This window comes from Pseudomonas sp. S12(2018) (assembly GCF_024355235.1).
In the GTDB taxonomy this organism is placed as follows: domain Bacteria; phylum Pseudomonadota; class Gammaproteobacteria; order Pseudomonadales; family Pseudomonadaceae; genus Aquipseudomonas; species Aquipseudomonas palmensis.
In genome coordinates, this window is sequence record NZ_QLAD01000002.1 from 569,574 (window position 1) to 589,137 (window position 19,564).

The following is a 19,564-nucleotide window of genomic DNA, read 5'->3' on the forward strand; positions in this document are numbered from 1 at the left end:
AAAGATCAAAAGCAAAAGCAAGAGCAAGAGCAAGAGCGAAGCCGTTTCTGAAGGGCAAAAAAAACCCCGGCACCTTTCGGCCCGGGGTCTCTTTCAACACATCAGATCAATGCGCGTAGGTCAGCAGCAGCTCGGTCGGCACCTTGGTGTCCAACGACATCATCACGCTCAACGCAGTGATGGTGAAGATAGAAAACACGAACAGCTTGCGCGCCCACAGGCGATCATCCACAGCCTTGTAGCCGGTCCAGGCCATGTACAACCAGTACATGCCCATCGCCGCCGCCACGGCCATGTAGCTCATGCCGGCATAACCACCGATGGTCAGCATCAGGGTCGCTGCCAGGAACGCCACGATGTACCAGAGGATGTGTTTCTTGGCCACCAGGATGCCACGCTTGACCGGCAGTACCGGAATCGAGGCCGCCAGGTAGTCGTTGAAGCGGAAGATCGCGATCGCATAGGAATGCGGCATCTGCCACAGGCTGAACATCACCAGCAGGGTCAACGCAGCCAGGTCGAAGCTGTTGCTCACGGCGCAGTAGCCGATCACCGGAGGCATGGCACCGGACAGGCTGCCTACCAGGGTGCCGTGCACCGATTTGCGCTTCAGGTACAGGCTGTAGAAACCCACGTAGATGATGAACCCGATCAGGCCGAACAACGCTGCCAGGGCATTGGCCTGCACGTACAGCAGGCCAAGCCCGGCCACCCCGAGCAGGGTGGCGTAGGCCAGCGCGATCTTCAGCGAGACCTGCCCTTGAACCATCACACGGTTCTTGGTGCGCTCCATCTTGATGTCGATGTCACGGTCGATGCAGTTGTTGAACACGCAACCGGACGCCACCACCAGCGAAGTGCCGATCACCGTGGCCAGGAACAGCATGAAGTCCACATGCCCTTGCGCGGCAAGGAAGAAACCGCCTGCCACAGAAAGCACGTTACCGAAAATGATCCCCGGTTTGGTGATTTGGATAAAGTGCTTAAAGGACATGCCGTCTTACCTCACTTCGCCATCATGCTGGTGTGGATGCTGAACATGATCCACAGCGACAGGCCGACCAACAGTGCAATGACCAACCCGGTGAACAGGAAGGCGCTGACGTTCTCACGCTGCTCTGGCGAACGGTCCAGGTGCAGGAAGTAGTACAGGTGCACGACGATCTGGATGACCGCGAAGGCCACCACGATCAGTACGGTCATGTCTTTGGGCAAGGTCGGGTACATCACCAGACCGAACGGGATCAGCGTCAGGATCACCGACAGTACGAAGCCGATTGCGTACGACTTCACGCTGCCGTGGCTGCCCTCGGCGTGCTCGTTATGTGCGTTAGCCATTTACAGAACCCCCAGCAGATAGACAACGGTGAATACGCAGATCCAGACCACGTCCAGGAAGTGCCAGAACAGGCTCAGGCAACCCATGCGGGTCTTGGCCGAACCGGTGATGCCCTTCTTCTGGATCTGGTACATCATCACGGCCATCCAGATCAGACCACCGGTCACGTGCAGACCGTGGGTGCCGACCAGGGCGAAGAAGCCCGACAGGAAGCCGCTGCGCTGCGGGCCGAAGCCTTCGCTGATCAGCAGGTGGAACTCGTTGACTTCCATGACGATGAAGCCAAGGCCGAGCAGGAAGGTGACTGCCAGCCAGGCCAGTACACCGTTCTTGTTGCCCTTGTACATCTGCAGCATGGCGAAGCCGAAGGTGATACTGGAGAACAGCAGCAGCGCGGTTTCAGCCAGTACATACGGCAGTTCGAAGATGTCGTGACCCGACGGGCCGCCGGCAAAGTTGCCGGACAGCACCGCGTAGGCTGCGAAGATCGACGCAAACAGGATGCAGTCGGTCATCAGGTACAGCCAGAAACCGAATACGGTCATCTGGCCCGAGTCGTGGTGTTCTTCGTGCCCATGGTCGTGACCATGAGCAGCATCAGCATTGATTACATGACTGGACATTGATTAAACCCGTTCAAACGATTCGACAGGCGCACCGACTGGCGAGCCGGTAGCCAGACCGAGGTGCTTCAGACGCTCACCTTCGATACGTGCCACTTCCTCGGCAGGAACCATGTAGCCCTGGTCGTCACGCGCAGCGTGAGCAACGAAGACAGCGATGGTGCCGATCAGGCCGACCGCGGCCAACCACCAGATGTGCCAGATGGTGGCGAAACCGAAGACGGTCAACAGCGCGCCCATGTACAGACCGGTAGCGGTGTTGTTCGGCATGTGGATCGGTGCGTACTGGGCCGGAGCCTTGTAGGCGATACCGGCGCGCTTGGCTTCGGTCCATGCGTCCAGGCCGACTTTTTCCGGCATGGTGGCGAAGTTGTAGAACGGCGGTGGCGACGAGGTCGACCATTCCAGGGTATGCGCATTCCATGGGTCGCCAGTGACGTCCATGTTGTCCTTGCGATCGCGGATCGACACGTACAGCTGGATCAGCTGGCAGGCGATACCGAACAGGATCAGCACGGCACCGACCACGGCCACGTACAGGTACGGTTCCCAGGCAGGGTTGTCCGAGTGGTTCAGACGACGGGTCATGCCCATGAAGCCCAGTGCGTACAGCGGCATGAAGGCCACGTAGAAACCGGAGATCCAGAACCAGAAGGCAGCCTTGCCCCACTTCTCGTTCAGGGTGAAACCGAAGGCTTTCGGGAACCAGAAGGCGAAGCCGGCAATGTAGCCGAACACCGCACCACCGATGATCACGTTATGGAAGTGAGCGATCACGAACAGGCTGTTGTGCAGCACGAAGTCAGCACCAGGTACGGCCAGCAGTACGCCGGTCATGCCGCCGATCGAGAAGGTCACCATGAAGCCCAGGGTCCACAGCACTGGCGCGGTGAAGCGCAGACGGCCCTGGTAGATCGTGAACAGCCAGTTGAACAGCTTGACCCCGGTCGGGATCGAAATGAGCATGGTCGCCAGACCGAAGAAGGTGTTGACGCTGGCGCCCGAACCCATGGTGAAGAAGTGGTGCAGCCATACGCCGAAGCCCAGAACCGAGATCGCACCCGAGGCGTAGATCATCGACTTGTGGCCGAACAGGCGCTTGCCGGTAAAGGTCGAGATGACTTCCGAGAACACGCCGAACGCCGGCAGGATCAGGATGTACACCTCAGGGTGACCCCATGCCCAGAACAGGTTGACGTACATCATCGGGTTCCCACCAAGCTCGTTGGTGAAAATGTGGAAGTCCAGATAACGGTCAACGGTCAGCAGTGCCAGGGTCGCGGTCAGGATCGGGAACGAAGCCACGATCAGGATGTTGGCCCAGGTGCAGGTCCAGGTGAAGATCGGCATGTCCATCAGCTTCATGCCAGGGGCGCGCATTTTCAGCACGGTGGCCAGGAAGTTGACACCGGTCAGCGTTGTCCCCAATCCGGATATCTGTAGCGCCCAGATGTAGTAGTCGACACCGACCCCAGGGCTGTACTGGATACCCGCCAGCGGTGGATAGGCCACCCAGCCGGTCTTGGCGAACTCGCCCACGCCCAGGGAGATGTTGACCAGCGCAACGCCGGACACCAGCAGCCAGAAGCTCAGGGAGTTGAGGAACGGGAAGGCAACGTCACGTGCACCGATCTGCAGAGGCAGGGCCAGGTTCATCAGGCCGGTGAAGAATGGCATCGCCATGAAGATGATCATGATCACACCGTGAGCGGTGAAGATCTGGTCATAGTGTTCAGGAGGCAGATAGCCCTCGGCGCCGCCAGTGGCCATGGCCAGCTGGGTACGCATCATGATGGCGTCGGCAAAGCCGCGCAGCAGCATGACCATCGCGACGATGATGTACATCACCCCGATCTTCTTGTGGTCGACCGACGTCAGCCACTCGGTCCACAAGTAGGTCCACTTGCGGAAATAGGTGATTGCAGCAACCAACGCGAGACCGCCGAGCGCGATCATGGCGAGGGTCACCATGACTATCGGCTCGTGATACGGGATCGCGTCCAGACTAAGTTTACCGAACATCTTTTACTCCTCTGCCCCAGCAGCTGAATGCATACTCACGTCCATCGCTTCGGCCGCTTCTTTGTGCTCTTTCTTCTCGTGCACCACCGGCTTGCCACGGTTCATGCCCTCGTACTTGTCGACGATGGACTGGAACATGTTTTCCGGGGCCACGCTGTAGAGCGCAACCGGGTTGTTTTCGCTAGGTTTGGCCAGAGCCTCGTAGGTGGCCTTGTCCAGTTGTTGCGGCGACTGCTTGACCTCGTTGACCCACGCCTCGAAATCTTCCTGGGACGTGGCGATCGCCTTGAACTTCATGCCGGTGAAGCCGGCACCGCTGTAGTTGGCGGAGATCCCGTCGAACTCGGCGTTCTGGTTGGCAATCAGGTGCAGCTTGGTGGTCATGCCCGCCATCGCGTAGATCTGGCCGCCCAGGCCCGGGATGAAGAACGAGTTCATCACGGCGTCGGAGGTCACGCGGAAATTGACCGGGGTGTTGGCCGGGAAGACGATCTTGTTGACCGTGGCAATGCCCTGTTCCGGGTAGATGAACAGCCATTTCCAGTCCAGCGCGACCACGTCGATCTGCACCGGCTTCACGTCGGAATCCAGTGGACGGTACGGGTCCAGCTTGTGGGTGGAGAGGTAGGTGACATAACCCAGGGCGATGATGATCAGCACCGGGATGGACCATACGGCCACTTCGATCTTGGTCGAGTGCGACCAGTCAGGGGTGTAGGTGGCAGCCTTGTTGGAGGCGCGATACTTCCACGCGAACGCGATCGTCATGAAAATGACAGGAATCACCACCAGCAACATCAGGCCGGTAGCGATCAGGATCAGGTTCCTTTGCTCAATGCCGACCTGGCCCTTCGGGTCGAGCAGGGTCCAGTTGCACCCACTGAGTAAAAGCATGCCTAAAAAGGGCAGAATGCCAAACAGTCTGGGGTAACGCTTTTTACTCATCTCACGACCTCTAGAGCAGCTTGCTTCAATGCAATTTGTGTTTTGGTCGCCAACACTTCGTCCTGCCAAGCGTCAGCATTTATGGGATCGAATACGGTCACGCCGGAATTCAGCTGCGGCTGCTCGGCAGAACCGGTGTGCAACGGTGCTTATTGTTTTGACTTCGTAGGCAATCAGGCCTGTTTACAGACCAATTCCATTTGGTGCGGAAAATCACGGGAGGGGGGTCAGCCCGGCATCGCCGCAGGCGATGCTCGTCAGAGTCACGAAAGGGGCCGGAGCTCCTTTAATCCTGCAACTCGCAAGCGGTGCCGAACGGAAATTGGGGGCGATTGTAGTGACGTAACATGGCCATGACTATGACTTATTGAGCAACAGTCCTTTACAGAAAACGTAACAATAGCGCAGCAAAAATCAATTTCGCGACAGTTTGTCGCACCCCTGGCTGTAGCCCTGAAATGCCCGTACCGCAAGGGTTGGGACTTGATCCAGGTCAACCTGAAGGCGACTTCTTCGGAAAATTCTCAAGCCCTGCGCACTTGCCTCGACACGGGACTTTTGTCTAACGCTGGCGACGGTTGCGGTAGATGCCCAGCGGCACCAGCACGGCGGTCAGCACGAAGGCCAGCAGCGCCCATTGCGCCAGCGACAGCCCCAGCACCGGCGGGTACGGCGTCGAGCAGAAACCATCCACCTGGAACACCAGCGGCAGCACCGAGGCCAGCGGCAGGCCGTCGACGATCGGCTGCAGTGTGTCGATGCCGCAGCTGACGGCCGGGTTGGCCAGAATGTAGGCGTGGTTGCCCGCTGCAGCAATGCCGCCGATGGCGCTCAGCACCACCAGGGCCTCGAACAGCGTGAGGCTGCGCCGCCCGGGCATGGCCGCACCGATGAAGGCGAACAGGGCGATGAACAGCAACGCATAGCGCTGCAGGATGCACAGTGGGCACGGTGCCTCGCCCAGCACGATCTGCATGTACAGGGCACCGCCGATCAGCGCCAGGCAGATGGCGCCCAGCAGTACCAGAAAGCGCCGTTCCCGATTCAGGCGCTGCGTTAGATCGTTCATTCCCGTTCCCTTCACTAGATAGGTGGCTCAAGCCTGGGCGCAATTCTACACGCCGACCATGACCACAGGGAGTGAAGGTTAAACCGATTAAAAGAAGATTAAGGTCGGCAGCTTAGCCGGCGCCTGCAGCACATTCGTGCACCTGCAGGCGCCGGCATTGCCGGCGAACAGGCCCCGGCCCTTACTCGAGTGCTGCCGCCGGCCCGAAGAACTCGTAGCGGCTCTGCTGCTCCGGCACCCCCAGGGCCTTGAGCTGACGCCTGATCGCCGCCATGAAGCCCTTGGGCCCCAGGAAGTACGCGTCCAGGTCACGCTCGACCGGCAGCCACTGCGCCAGTTGATCCTGGCTCAGCAGCCCCACGGCGTCGGCCGGCAGGCTCACCCCATCATCCTCGGCGTAGCAATAGAAGCGCTTGAGCTGCGGATGACGCGCCGCGCGTTCGTCCACCCAGTCGCGAAACGCATGCACCGCACCGTTGCGCGCGCAATGAATGAAGTGCACCAGGCGACCGCTGGCCAGGGCCGCGTCGAGCATCGCCAGGGTCGGGGTGATCCCTACCCCGCCGCTGATCAGCACCAGCGGCTTGTCGCTGGCGCTCAGGGTGAACTCGCCCGCCGGCGGGAACAGCTCCAGGGTATCACCCACCTGCAATTGCTCATGCAGGTAGTTGGACACCTTGCCGCCCGCCTCGCGCTTGACGCTGATGCGGTACTCGCGGCCGTCACCCAGCGCCGACAATGAATAGTTGCGCCGGTGCTCCTGGCCATCGATCTGCACCTTCAGGCCCAGGTACTGACCGGGCTCGCCCTTGAGAACCGGGCCGCCATCGAACGGGGCGAAGTGAAACGAGACGATCTCGCTGCTCTCCTGCACCCGCGCCGCCAGCCGGAACGCCCGCGCACCGCGCCAGCCACCCGGCGCCTGGGCCTTCTGCTGGTACAGGCCCTCTTCGGCGCCGATCAGGATATCGGCCAGTTGCTGGTAGGCCGCGCCCCAGGCCGCGATGACCTCGGGGGTGGCGATCTCCTTGCCGAGCACCTCTTCGATGGCACGCAGCAGGCAGGCGCCGACGATCGGGTAATGCTCGGGCAGGATCTGCAGCGCCACGTGCTTGTTGATGATCTGGTTCACCAGGCCGCCCAGTTGCTCGAGCTGGTCGATATGGCGTGCATACATCAGTACGCCATTGGCCAGCGCCCGCGGCTGGTCGCCGCTGGCCTGGTTGGCCTGGTTGAACAACGGACGCACCTCGGGGTATTCGCTGAGCATCAGTTTGTAGAAATGCGTGGTCAGCGCCTCGCCGCCGCTTTCAAGCAGCGGAACGGTGGCTTTGACGATGGCACGATCTTGGGCATTGAGCATGGGTAACTCCCGGGCCTTATGGCTTCTGGATAATCTGCCCGGGTTGTTTCAGCTTTCGTGCCAACTATTAAATCCATATAAATCAATAGCTTGAATATTTTTGAGTCAAATTGACCACAACCCTGCTAGAGTCATAAAGACTCGAAGGAGTCATCATGACCGCAAAATCCCTGCTTACCGCACTGCTGCCCCTGGTCAGCGACCTGTCTCGCGAGCTTCCCGAACGCGAACGCTACCGTCGCCTGCTCGAAGCCATGCGCGCCCTGTTGCCATGCGACGCCGCCGCGCTGCTGCGCCTGGATGGCGAATGGCTGGTCCCCCTGGCGGTGGACGGCCTGAGCCCCGACACCCTGGGCCGGCGCTTCAAGGTCAGCGAACACCCGCGCTTCGCCGCCCTGCTCAGCCGCAGCGAGCCGACCCGCTTTGCCAGCGACAGCCAACTGCCCGACCCCTACGACGGCCTGGTCGAGGGCCTGCACCAGCACCTGGAGGTACACGACTGCATGGGCTGCCCGCTGTTCGTCGACGAACGGCCCTGGGGCCTGATCACCCTCGATGCGCTGGCCCCGGAGCGCTTCCAGCAGGTCGAGCTGGACGCCCTGCAGGCCTTCGCCAGCCTGGCCGCCGCCACGGTCAACGTGGCGCAACGTATCGAACGCCTGGCCCTGCGCGCCGAAGACGAACACCAGCGCGCCGAGATCTACCGCCAGGCCAGCGGCCAGCAGCACCAGGAACTGATCGGCCAGAGCAAGGCCCACAAGCACCTGCTCGAAGAGATCCGCCTGGTCGCCGGCAGCGACCTGACCGTACTGGTCACCGGTGAAACCGGAGTCGGCAAGGAGCTGGTGGCCCAGGCCATCCACCAGCAGTCGGCGCGTGCCGACAAGCCGATGATCAGCCTCAACTGTGCCGCCTTGCCCGACACCCTGGTCGAGAGCGAGCTGTTCGGCCATGTGCGCGGCGCCTTCACCGGCGCGGTGGGCGAGCGACGCGGCAAGTTCGAGCTGGCCAACGGCGGCACACTGTTTCTCGACGAAGTGGGCGAACTGTCGCTGGCCGTGCAGGCCAAGTTGCTGCGCGTGCTGCAAAGCGGACAGCTGCAGCGCCTGGGCTCGGACCAGGAGCACCAGGTGGATGTACGCCTGATTGCCGCCACCAACCGCGACCTGGCCGTGGAAGTGCGTGCCGGGCGCTACCGCGCCGACTTCTACCACCGCCTGAGCGTGTACCCGCTGCGGGTGCCGGCGCTGCGCGAGCGCGGGCGCGACGTGCTGCTGCTCAGCGGCTACTTCCTGGAGCAGAACCGCTCGCGCATGGGCCTGAACAGCCTGCGCCTGAGCAGCGATGCCCAGGCCGCGCTGCTGGCGTACGACTGGCCGGGCAATGTGCGCGAACTGGAGCACCTGATCGGCCGCTCGTCGCTCAAGGCGCTGGGCCAGCACCCCGAGCGGCCGAAGATCCTGACCCTGGAGGCCCGCGACTTCGACCTGCCCGGCGCCGGCCCGGGGGCAGCGCCCAGCGTGGCGGCGCCACTGCCACCACCGCCCGGCACCGACCTGCGCCAGGCCCTGGACCTGTACCAGCGCCAGCTGATCGAGGCCTGCCTGGAGCGCCACCAGCACAACTGGGCCAGTGCCGCGCGCGAGCTGGGCCTGGACCGCGCCAACCTCAGCCGCCTGGCCCGCCGACTGGGGCTACGCTGAAGTGCAGTGGCGGATTAAAGCCTGGCGTGCTCGGGTCGATAACCCGGCAGATCCCTTATTCTCTTTGCCCTGAAGGTGCCTATGGCCTCGCAAAATGCCCGCGCCGACTCGCTGTCGCTGCTGCTGTTCACCCTGCGCAGCGGCAAGCTGATGGCAATCAACCTGCTCAAGGTCAGCGAGATCATCCCTTGCCCGCCCCTGACCAAGCTCCCGGAATCGCACCCGCACGTCAAAGGCGTGGCCACCCTGCGGGGCAACTCGCTGTCGGTCATCGACCTGTCGCGCGCCATCGGCGAACGCCCGCTGGAAGACCCCAACGGCGGCTGCCTGATCGTCACCGACATCAGCCGCTCCAAGCAGGGCCTGCACGTGCAGGCGGTGAGCCGCATCGTGCATTGCCTGAGTACCGACATCAAGCCGCCGCCCTACGGGTCGAGCAGCAAGGCATTCATCACCGGGGTAACCCAGGTGGACGGCACGCTGGTGCAGGTGCTGGACATCGAAAAGGTCATTCACGGCATTGCGCCGCCGCCGCGTGAAGTGAGCAGCAGCGAGCTGAACCCCGAAGACGCCGCCGTTCTGCAGGCCACCAACATACTGGTGGTCGATGACAGCCATGTGGCACTCCACCAGTCGGTGCTGACCCTGCGCGGCCTGGGGCTGGAATGCCACACCGCCAAGAGCGCCAAGGATGCCATCGACACCCTGCTGGAGCTGCAGGGTACCGACCGGGAGATCAACGTGGTGGTCTCGGACATCGAGATGTCCGAGATGGACGGTTACGCCTTCACCCGCACGCTGCGCGAAACGCCTGACTTCCAGCACCTCTATGTACTGCTGCACACCTCGCTGGACAGCGCGATGAACAGCGAGAAAGCCCGGCTGGCAGGGGCGAACGCGGTGCTGACCAAGTTCTCCTCGCCGGAACTCACCGATTGCCTGATCGTGGCCGCGCGGGCGGTGGCTTTCGCCGAGCGCTGAGCCGACCCCCTTCGCCGGCAAGGCCGGCGCCTACAGGGGCCGTGATCCCTTGCCGGCGAAGAGGCCAGGACAAACGCTGAAACGCTCCTGCTCCTGCAAAAACCGATGCTCTGGCATAATCAGCGGCCTCTCCCCTCATGAGCCGCCCATCATGAAAGCCCTCACCTTCGCCCTGCTGGCCCTGTTCAGCCTCGGCGCCCATGCCTCCAGCGACCAGGCCTGGGCCGACCACGAACAAGCCCTGACCAGGGCCTGCCTCGCCGCCAGCCAGTTCAAGGATGCCCGGCCCGCCAGCAAGCCGGCCGAGTTCGACGACCGCGTCGGCTACAGTGCCCTGCTGATCAGCGGCCACTACCCGCAAAAGCACATGAAGAACCAGAAAGGCAGCGAGCTGTGCCTGTTCGACAAGCAGCGCAAGACTGCCTTCATCACCGAATGGACCCCCGCCAAACCGTGACCAGCGCTGCAACCTCACTCCAGTTCGACTGCACCGGCTGTGGCAAATGCTGCAATGGCCACCACGTTCCCCTGACCCTCGACGAAGCGCGCCACTGGGTGGCAGATGGCGGCCAGCTCATCGTGCTGGTGGAAGCCTTTCTGGCCAACGGCCAGGGCCTGCCCGACGCCCAGCGCGAGCACGCCACCCGCCGTGCCTGCGCCGTGCCCTGCGGCAGTACCCAGGCACACGTGGCCATCACCTTCGCCGCGTTCAACCCCGGCGCCTGCCGCAATCTGGATGCCGACAACCTGTGTCGCATCTATGAGCGCCGGCCGCTGGTGTGCCGCATCTACCCGATGGAAATCAACCCGCACATCCCGTTGCGCCCCGACGCCAAGGACTGCCCGACCGAAGCCTGGCAACGCGGCCCGGTACTGATCCACGGCAGCCAGCTGATGGACCGCCTACTGGCCGAGCTGATCGAGCGCTCGCGCCAGGCCGACCGCGACGATATCCACGCCAAGGTGCAGATCTGCCAGCAACTAGGCATCACCACCAGCGCGCTCAAGGGCAACGGCTTCACCGCCTACCTGCCCGACACCGGGGCGCTGCACGCCGCCCTGCACGCCCCGGGCAACGCCGCGCTAGTGCCCTGGACCCTGCACGTGGAAAACCCGGCACTGGTCGAGCAACTGCATCAGGCTGGCGCCCGGGTGTGCAGCACATCGGCTGGCCACTACAGCTTCATCGGTTTCTGAGCAGCGCCTAACGGCGCTGCCAGAACTCCTCGGCCAGGCGCCGCAGGTCTTCGGCCAGGCCGGCCACGTCGCTGGCGTTGGCATGCCCGTGCTGACCGGCCACCACGCTCTCTTCGCTGGCCTGGCGAATGCTGATGATGTTGCGGTTGATGTCTTCGCTGACCAGGCTCTGCTGCTCCACCGCCGCAGCAATCTGCAGGCTCATCTCGCTGATCTGGTTGACCTGCTGGCTGATGCCGTCCAGCGCCACCGCCGCCTGCTGCGCCTGCTCGACGCTCTGCCCGGCATGCTCGCGGCTCTCGTGCATGGCCTGCACCGCATCGCGGGTGCCGCGCTGCAAGGCGCTGATCATGCGCTGGATTTCGCCGGTGGACTCGGCCGTGCGCTTGGCCAGGCCGCGCACCTCATCGGCGACCACCGCAAAGCCACGCCCCTGATCCCCCGCCCGCGCCGCCTCGATGGCCGCGTTCAGTGCCAGCAGGTTGGTCTGCTCGGCGATGCTGTGGATAACCGACAGCACCCCGGAAATTTCCATGCTGTGGCCTTCCAGGGTGTGGATAACCTCGGTGGCAGCGCTCAGTGCGCTGGCCAGTTCGAGGATGCTGCTGCGGCTGCGGTCCACCAGCTGGTGACCATTCTGGGTGGCATCCTCGGCATGCTCGGCGGCCTCCGAAGCCTGCTGGGCATTGCTGGCCACCTCGGCCACGCTGGTGGTCATCTGGTTGATTGCCGCCGCCACCTGATCGGCCTCGCCCTGCTGGCCCAGGGTGGTGGTGTGGCTGTGCTGCAGGTGCTGGGCCAGCTCTGCGGTGTGGCCGGCCAGGCGCTGCGAGGTGTCGCCAATGCGCCCCACCACCGCCCCGATCTGCGCCTCGAGCATCAGCAGGGCGAACTCGATCTGCCCCACGGCGCCCGCCTTGCCGGTATACAGCTGCTGGCTCAACGGGTTGTCGGCAATCGACTGCGCCCGCACCCGTAGTTGTTCCAGCGGGCGCAGCAGCACCGACACCAGCAGCGCACTGAGCCCACCGGCGGCCACCAGCTCCAGCAGCCACTGCCACGGCAGCGTCGGCAACAGCAGGCGGCTGGTGCCCAGCACCACTGCCAGCACCAGGCCTGTGCCCAGCCCCAGCTGCAACGCCAGGCCAGGGCGCGGCAGGCGTTGCCACCAGGGCAACGGGCGCTGCTGGCGCAAGCGTGCATAGCAACGTTCGGCGGCCTCCACCTGCGCCGGGGTGGGCTTGGTGCGCACCGACTGGTACTCCACCGTCTGGCCCTGGCTGGTGACCGGCGACACGAATGCGCTGACCCAGTAATGGTCGCCATTCTTGCAGCGGTTCTTCACCAGCCCCATCCACGAGCGGCCGGCCTTGAGGGTCTGCCACATCTGCGCAAAGGCCTGGGAAGGCATGTCGGGATGGCGTACCACATGGTGCAACTGGCCAATCAGCTCGTCGCGCTCGAACCCGCTGACCTTGAGAAAATCCTCGTTGGCATAGGTAATGGCGCTGGTCAGATCGGTGGTGGAAAGGATATTCGCGTCACCGGGGTAATCTACATTGCGGCCGGTCACAGGCAGATTGCTCTTCATCGAAAGCGCTCGCGTTTTTATAGGTGGAGGGGCGGCAGGGCGAGAGACTCTACGGGGCAACATTTAGTAAAACCTTGATCCAGCGCAGACTATTGGCACTTGGCCATCTGCCAGCTGACAGCGCTGACAGGTGGGCGTCACACTGCTGACCCCCAGTAGCAGCTATAACCTACTGACAGCCCTCCTTTTTCTGCCCTGGCGCCGTGCACGCATGCGAATTTCCAGCTCTCGAGTGTTTTTTTTCGGCCTGATAGCGTTGCTGCTGGGCCTGGCGCTGTACCTGACTTTCGGTCGCCACACGGCCAGCCAACCGGCCATGCCCGTGGCCACCCCGGTCAGTGTGATCCAGGTGCAGCAGCAGGATGTGCCGCACTACCTCAGCGCCATCGGCGCGGTGCAGTCGCTGCACAGCGTGCAGATCCGCCCCCAGGTGGAGGGCGTGCTGACCCGGATCCTGGTCAAGGAGGGCCAGTCGGTGCAGGCCGGTGACCTGCTGGCCACCCTGGATGACCGCAGCATCCGCGCCAGCCTCGAGCAGGCCCAGGCGCAACTGGGCCAGAGCCAGGCCCAGCAGCAGGTGGCCGAGGTCGACCTCAGGCGCTACCGCCTGCTCAGCGAAGACAACGGCATCTCGCGCCAGACCCTCGACCAGCAGCAGGCACTGGTCAACCAGCTCAAGGCAAGCATCCTCGGCAACCAGGCAGCGATCGCCGCGGCCAAGGTGCAGTTGTCGTACACCCAGATCCGCTCGCCGGTCACCGGACGGGTGGGCATTCGCAACATCGACGAAGGCAATCTGGTGCGCACCAGCGACGCCCAGGGCCTGTTCAGCGTGACCCAGATCGACCCCATCGCGGTGGAGTTCGCCGTGCCGCAGCAATGGCTGCCGACCCTGCAGGGGCTGGTGGCCGCCGAACCCCCGGCGCCGATCCGTGCCTACCTCGAAGGCAACGGCGACAGCGGCGGCCTGCTGCTGGGTGAAGGGCACCTGAGCCTGATCGACAACCAGATCGCCGCCAACACCGGCACCCTGCGCGCCAAGGCCGCGTTCGACAATGCCCAGGCCCGCCTGTGGCCGGGGCAACTGGTGAGCCTGAAGATCCAGACCAGCATCCAGCGCGATGCGCTGGTGGTGCCCCCCGGCGTGGTGCAGCGGGGCATCGACCAGCACTTCGTGTACCGCGTCGAGGGCGACAAGGTCGCGGTGGTGCCGGTCAAGGTGCTGTACCAGGACAGCAACCTCAACGTGATCAGCGGCGTAGCGGTCAACGACACGCTGGTGGCCGACGGGCAGTCGCGGCTCAGGCCCGGCGCCCGGGTCGAGGTGCTGGCAGCCCCGCCCGCCGCGCCCGTCGGCGACGATGTTGCCGGCAGCGGTGTGCAGCCATGAGCGGGCGCAGCTCGATCAGTGCGTGGTGCATCGACCGCCCGGTGGCCACCCTGCTGCTGACCTTCGCCCTGGTGCTGCTGGGCGTGGTGGCGTTCCCGCAGTTGCCGGTGGCACCGCTGCCCGAAGCGGACTTCCCCACCATTCAGGTCAGCGCGCAGCTGCCCGGCGCCAGCCCCGAGACCATGGCCTCGTCGGTGGCCACACCGCTGGAGGTGCAGTTCAGCGCCATCCCCGGCATGACCCAGATGACCTCCAGCAGCGCACTGGGCTCCACCAGCCTGATCCTGCAGTTCACCCTCGACAAGAACATCGACACCGCCGCCCAGGAAGTCCAGGCCGCGATCAACACCGCCTCCTCGCGCCTGCCCCAGGACATGCCGAGCCTGCCCACCTGGCGCAAGGTCAACCCGGCCGACAGCCCGGTGCTGATCATGACCGTCAGCTCCGCGCAGATGCCGGCCAACGAACTGAGCGACTACGCCGAAACCCTGCTGGCACGCCAGCTGAGCCAGATCGACGGGGTCGGGCTGGTCAACATCACCGGCCAGCAGCGCCCGGCGATTCGCGTGCAGGCCCAGCCGGAAAAACTCGCCGCCATCGGCCTGACCCTGGCCGACCTGCGCCAGGCCATCCAGCAGACCAGCCTCAATCTGGCCAAGGGCGCGCTGTACGGCGACAGCAGCGTGTCGACCCTGGCCACCAACGACCAGCTGTTCCACCCCGATGAATACGCCCAGCTCATCGTCGCCTACCGCGACGGCGCCCCGGTACACCTCAAGGACGTGGCCACGGTCATCAACGGCGCCGAAAACGCCTATGTCAAAGCCTGGTCCGGCGACCAGGAAGGCCTCAACCTGGTGGTGTTCCGCCAGCCCGGGGCCAACATCGTCGACACCGTGGACCGGGTCATGCAGGCGCTGCCGCACCTGGAGGAAATGCTCCCGGCATCGGTGCAGGTGTCGGTGCTCAGCGACCGCACCCAGACCATCCGCGCCTCGCTGCACGAGGTGGAGATCACCCTGCTGATCGCCGTGCTGCTGGTGATCGCGGTCATGGCGCTGTTCCTGCGCCAGTGGTCGGCCACGCTGATCGTCTCCAGCGTGCTGGGGGTATCGCTGGTGGCCAGCTTCGCGCTGATGTACCTGTTCGGCTTCAGCCTGAACAACCTGACCCTGGTGGCCATCGTCATCGCCGTGGGGTTTGTGGTGGACGATGCCATCGTGGTGGTGGAAAACATCCACCGGCACCTGGAGGCCGGCGACGACAGCCGCACGGCTGCCCTCAAGGGCGCCGGCGAGATCGGCTTCACCGTTGTCTCGATCAGCTTCTCGCTGGTGGCCGCGTTCATTCCGCTGCTGTTCATGGGGGGCGTGGTGGGGCGGCTGTTCAAGGAGTTCGCCCTCACCGCCACCTCCACCATCCTGATTTCGGTGGTGGTCTCGCTGACCCTGGCGCCGACCCTGTGCGCGCTGTTCATGCGCCGCCCGCAACACCCCGAGCACGCCGCACCGACCTTCGGCGAGCGCCTTGTGGCCGGTTACGATCGTCTGCTGGTCAGGGCCCTGGCGCACCAGCGGCTGATGCTCGGGCTGTTCTTCGTGACCCTGGCCCTGGCCATCGGCGGCTACGTGGCCATTCCCAAGGGCTTCTTTCCGGTGCAGGACACCGGCTTCATCCTCGGCACCACCGAGGCCGCGGCCAACGTGTCGTACCCGGACATGGTGCGCAAGCACCAGGCGCTGGCGAAGATCATCGAGGCCGACCCTGCGGTACGCGCGTTCTCGCACTCGGTGGGGGTTACCGGCAGCAACCAGACCATCGCCAACGGGCGCTTCTGGATCGCCCTCAAGGACCCTGCCCAGCGCGATGTGTCGGCCAGCGAGTTCATCGACCGGCTGCGCCCCAAGGCCGCCCAGGTGCCGGGCCTGGTGCTGTACCTGCGGGCCGGGCAGGACATCAACCTCAGCTCCGGGCCCAGCCGCAGCCAGTACCAGTACGTGCTCAAGAGCAACGACGGCCCGGCACTCAACCTGTGGACCCAGCGCCTGACCGAACGTCTGCACGCCAACCCGGCGTTCCGCGACCTGTCCAACGACCTGCAGCTGGGCGCCAGCGTGACCCGCATCGACATCGACCGCCAGGCCGCCGCGCGTTTCGGCCTGACCACCGCCGACGTCGACCAGGCGCTGTACGACGCCTTCGGCCAGCGTCAGATCAGCGAGTTCCAGACCGAGACCAACCAGTACAAGGTGATCCTGGAAATCGATGCACGCCAGCGTGGCAAGGCCGAGAGCCTGGCCTACTTCTACCTGCGCTCGCCCCTCAGTGGCGAGATGGTGCCGCTGGCGGCGCTGGCCAAGGTCGCGGCGCCCAGCACCGGGCCGCTGTCGATCAGCCACGACGGGCTGTTCCCGGCCGCCAACCTGTCGTTCAACCTGGCACCGGGGGTAGCCCTGGGCGATGCGGTGAGCATCCTCGAACGCACCCAGCGCGAGCTGGGCATGCCGGCCTCGATCATCGGCACCTTCCAGGGCGCGGCCCAGGCCTTCCAGAGTTCGCTGTCGAGCCAGCCGTGGTTGATCCTGGCCGCGCTGGTGGCGGTGTACATCATTCTGGGGGTGCTCTACGAGAGCTTCGTGCACCCGCTGACCATCATCTCCACCCTGCCCTCGGCGGGCCTTGGCGCACTGGCGCTGCTGTGGCTGATGGGCCAGGACTTCACCATCATGGGCCTGATCGGCGTGGTGCTGCTGATCGGCATCGTCAAGAAGAACGGCATCCTGCTCATCGACTTTGCCCTGGAAGCCCAGCGCCAGCGCGGGCTTGCGCCAGAGGCGGCGATCCACGAGGCGTGCCTGACGCGCTTTCGTCCGATCATCATGACCACCCTGGCCGCCCTGCTGGGCGCGGTGCCACTGATGCTCGGCGCCGGGGCCGGGGCCGAGCTGCGCCAGCCGCTGGGCATCGCGGTGGTGGGCGGGCTGCTGGTCAGCCAGGCGCTGACACTGTTCACCACGCCGGTCATATACTTGGCCCTGGAGCGCCTGTTCCACCGCCGCCGCAACGACCTGCCGGCGGCCCGGCCGATCGAGAACTGAGAGCCGACCATGCGCGTGCTGATTATCGAAGACGAACAGAAGACCGCCGACTACCTGCATCGCGGCCTCACCGAACAAGGCTTTACCGTGGACCTCGCCCCGGACGGCATCGAGGGCCTGCACCTGGCCCTCGAGGGCGACTACTCGGTGATCGTGCTCGACGTGATGCTGCCGGGCCTGGATGGCTACGGCGTACTGCGCGCCCTGCGTGCACGCAAGCAGACCCCGGTGATCATGCTCACCGCCCGCGAGCGCGTCGAAGACCGCATCCGCGGCCTGCGCGAAGGCGCCGACGACTACCTGGGCAAGCCGTTCTCGTTCCTCGAACTGGTGGCGCGCCTGCAGGCGCTGACCCGCCGCAGCGGCGGGCACGAGCCGGTGCAGATCCAGGTCGCGGACCTGTGGGTGGACCTGATCAGCCGCAAGGCCAGCCGCGCCGGCCAGCGCCTGGAACTGACCGCCAAGGAGTTCTCGCTGCTCAGCGTGCTGGCGCGCCGCCAGGGCGAGATCCTGTCCAAGACCGCGATTGCCGAGCTGGTGTGGGACATCAACTTCGACAGCGACGCCAACGTGGTGGAGGTCGCCATCAAGCGCCTGCGCGCCAAGCTCGACGGCCCGTTCGAGACCAAGCTGCTGCACACCATCCGAGGCATGGGCTATGTACTGGAAAGCCGTGCGCACTAACTCCATCGCCCTGCGCCTGAGCCTGCTGTTCAGCCTGGTGGCGCTGGGCGTGTTCCTGCTGATCGGCGGTGCCCTGTACAAACAGGTCGACCGCAGCCTCGACCTGCTGCCGGAGGCCGAGCTGGACGCCCGCTACAGCGTGCTGGAATCGGCGCTGACCCGCTATGGCACCCGGGAGCACTGGGCCAAGATCACCAACAAGCTCAACCTGCTGGGCGAGGAAGACCGGCGTATCCGCTTCTGGGTGGTGAGTGGCGACGCGCACTACGAGTACGGCCAGCCCGACGCCGCGATACGCGACTTTGCCGCCGGCCCGCTGGGCATGCGCGACCTGCAGATGGAGGGCCGGCCGTACCCGTACAAGGTGCTGGTGAGCGAGCTGCCGGCGCTGGACCGGCGCCCTGCCCTGCGCTTTCTGCTCGGCATCGATACCGAAACCTTCTGGCACACCCAGCACACCCTGCTGGGGGCATTGATCAGCCTGGCGGTGATCGGCGTGCTGCTGGCCTCGGCCCTGGGCTACTGGGCCGCGCGCATCGGCCTGCGCCCGCTGCGGGCGCTGTCGGCCGAGGCCCAGCAACTGGCGCCACCGCACCTGAGCGCACGTCTGTATGCGGCCGACCTGCCGCCAGAGCTGCAACAGTTCGCCGGCACCTTCAATGCCACCCTGGAGCGGGTCGAGCAGGCCTATTCACGCCTGGAGGGGTTCAATGCCGACGTGGCCCATGAGCTGCGCTCGCCCCTGACCAACCTGATCGGCCAGACCCAGGTGGCGCTGACCCGCGGTCGCAGCGCCGAACATTACTTCGAGGTACTGCAATCGAACCTGGAGGAACTGGAGCGGCTGCGCAGCATCGTCAACGACATGCTGTTCCTGGCCAGTGCCGACCAGGGCAACAAGGCCACCGCGCTGACCAGCAGCTCGCTGGCCGAGGAAGTGGCGACCACCCTGGACTACCTGGACTACATCCTCGAGGACGCCCAGGTACGGGTGCAGGTCAGCGGCGATGCACGGGCGCGCATCGAGAAGGCGCAGTTGCGCCGGGCGCTGATCAACCTGCTCAACAATGCGGTGCAGCACACGGCCCGCCAGCAGGTGATCCAGGTGCATATCGAGCGTCAGGGCGAGCAGGTATGCATTGCCGTGAGCAACCCGGGCCCGGCCATCGAGGCCGTGCACCTGCCTCGCCTGTTCGAGCGCTTCTACCGGGTGGATGCCGCGCGCAGCAACAGCGCCGTGGGCAACCATGGGCTGGGGCTGGCGATCGTCAAGGCGATTGCGCTGATGCATGGCGGCAGCGTGTTTGCCCGCAGCCAGGCGGGGGCCAATACCTTCGGGATTCTGTTGCCGGCCTGAAGCCCCCATCGCGGGTCAAGCCCGCTCCCACAAGGGCCAGCGAACACCCTGTGGGAGCGAGCTTGACCCGCGATGGGCCAAACGCTGCGCTCGACTGTTGCCCGAAATGCAACAGTGCATTGCCCAATCCCCTCTGTTTCAACCCCCCACCGAGGACTATCGTACCCACACCAAATAGATAGCTTGCTATGCAAGAAGGTAG

At 64.5% G+C, this 19,564-nt stretch carries 16 protein-coding genes; 8 read left to right on the forward strand and 8 right to left on the reverse strand.

Going from position 1 to position 19,564, the window contains the following annotated elements:
* Window positions 1–106: 106 nt before the first annotated feature.
* The 7 genes from cyoE to hmpA all read right to left on the reverse strand — a co-directional run bounded on the left by cyoE (window position 107) and on the right by hmpA (window position 7,361).
* Window positions 107–994, reverse strand: a complete 888-nt coding sequence (gene cyoE / locus DN388_RS06480) for a heme o synthase (RefSeq protein ID WP_043864408.1) — start codon at window positions 992–994, stop codon at window positions 107–109.
* A gap of 11 nt (window positions 995–1,005) precedes the next feature.
* Window positions 1,006–1,338, reverse strand: coding sequence for a cytochrome o ubiquinol oxidase subunit IV (cyoD, locus tag DN388_RS06485; protein ID WP_043864407.1), 333 nt, complete (start codon window positions 1,336–1,338; stop codon window positions 1,006–1,008).
* A complete protein-coding gene (cyoC, locus tag DN388_RS06490; protein WP_043864406.1) occupies window positions 1,339–1,962 on the reverse strand; it encodes a cytochrome o ubiquinol oxidase subunit III in 624 nt (207 codons plus the stop codon). It lies immediately after the preceding gene.
* Window positions 1,963–1,965: 3 nt separating this feature from the next.
* Entirely contained in the window at window positions 1,966–3,984 is a 2,019-nt protein-coding gene (gene cyoB / locus DN388_RS06495; protein WP_043864405.1) for a cytochrome o ubiquinol oxidase subunit I, read from the reverse strand.
* A 3-nt stretch (window positions 3,985–3,987) separates the two neighbouring features.
* Window positions 3,988–4,929, reverse strand: a complete 942-nt coding sequence (cyoA, locus tag DN388_RS06500) for a ubiquinol oxidase subunit II (RefSeq protein ID WP_043864404.1) — start codon at window positions 4,927–4,929, stop codon at window positions 3,988–3,990.
* 562 nt (window positions 4,930–5,491) lie between these two features.
* Window positions 5,492–5,998: a disulfide bond formation protein B gene (locus tag DN388_RS06505; RefSeq protein WP_043864403.1), complete on the reverse strand. Its 507-nt coding sequence runs from the start codon at window positions 5,996–5,998 to the stop codon at window positions 5,492–5,494.
* Between the two features lie 181 nt (window positions 5,999–6,179).
* Complete coding sequence (gene hmpA / locus DN388_RS06510) at window positions 6,180–7,361, reverse strand: NO-inducible flavohemoprotein (protein ID WP_254997800.1); 1,182 nt, start codon at window positions 7,359–7,361, stop codon at window positions 6,180–6,182.
* 155 nt (window positions 7,362–7,516) lie between these two features.
* On the opposite strand from hmpA, the gene norR reads away from it, so the two are divergent.
* The 4 genes from norR to DN388_RS06530 all read left to right on the forward strand — a co-directional run bounded on the left by norR (window position 7,517) and on the right by DN388_RS06530 (window position 11,242).
* Window positions 7,517–9,064: a nitric oxide reductase transcriptional regulator NorR gene (norR, locus tag DN388_RS06515; protein WP_254997802.1), complete on the forward strand. Its 1,548-nt coding sequence runs from the start codon at window positions 7,517–7,519 to the stop codon at window positions 9,062–9,064.
* A gap of 81 nt (window positions 9,065–9,145) precedes the next feature.
* Window positions 9,146–10,045 carry a chemotaxis protein gene (locus DN388_RS06520; RefSeq protein WP_043864400.1) on the forward strand — a complete coding sequence of 300 codons (900 nt, stop codon included), beginning with the start codon at window positions 9,146–9,148 and terminating at the stop codon, window positions 10,043–10,045.
* Between the two features lie 151 nt (window positions 10,046–10,196).
* Complete coding sequence (locus tag DN388_RS06525) at window positions 10,197–10,502, forward strand: hypothetical protein (RefSeq protein WP_043864399.1); 306 nt, start codon at window positions 10,197–10,199, stop codon at window positions 10,500–10,502.
* Window positions 10,481–11,242: a YkgJ family cysteine cluster protein gene (locus DN388_RS06530; RefSeq protein ID WP_254997806.1), complete on the forward strand. Its 762-nt coding sequence runs from the start codon at window positions 10,481–10,483 to the stop codon at window positions 11,240–11,242. The genes DN388_RS06525 and DN388_RS06530 overlap by 22 nt, the downstream gene beginning before the upstream one ends.
* A gap of 7 nt (window positions 11,243–11,249) precedes the next feature.
* Here the strand turns inward: DN388_RS06530 and DN388_RS06535 are convergent, their stop codons facing one another.
* Window positions 11,250–12,833: a PAS domain-containing methyl-accepting chemotaxis protein gene (locus DN388_RS06535; RefSeq protein ID WP_058541383.1), complete on the reverse strand. Its 1,584-nt coding sequence runs from the start codon at window positions 12,831–12,833 to the stop codon at window positions 11,250–11,252.
* Between the two features lie 211 nt (window positions 12,834–13,044).
* Here DN388_RS06535 and DN388_RS06540 point away from each other — a divergent pair, with 211 nt between their 5' ends.
* From DN388_RS06540 to DN388_RS06555, 4 genes are read left to right on the forward strand one after another with little or no spacing between them, the layout of a single operon-like run.
* Window positions 13,045–14,223: an efflux RND transporter periplasmic adaptor subunit gene (locus tag DN388_RS06540; RefSeq protein WP_254997808.1), complete on the forward strand. Its 1,179-nt coding sequence runs from the start codon at window positions 13,045–13,047 to the stop codon at window positions 14,221–14,223.
* Entirely contained in the window at window positions 14,220–17,321 is a 3,102-nt protein-coding gene (locus tag DN388_RS06545) for a multidrug efflux RND transporter permease subunit (protein WP_254997810.1), read from the forward strand. Before DN388_RS06540 ends, DN388_RS06545 begins: the two co-directional genes overlap by 4 nt.
* A gap of 9 nt (window positions 17,322–17,330) precedes the next feature.
* Window positions 17,331–18,005 (forward strand): heavy metal response regulator transcription factor, encoded by a 675-nt coding sequence (locus DN388_RS06550; RefSeq protein WP_043864394.1) that lies wholly within the window; start codon window positions 17,331–17,333, stop codon window positions 18,003–18,005.
* Entirely contained in the window at window positions 17,980–19,362 is a 1,383-nt protein-coding gene (locus DN388_RS06555; RefSeq protein WP_253086819.1) for a heavy metal sensor histidine kinase, read from the forward strand. The genes DN388_RS06550 and DN388_RS06555 overlap by 26 nt, the downstream gene beginning before the upstream one ends.
* Window positions 19,363–19,564: the final 202 nt, after the last annotated feature.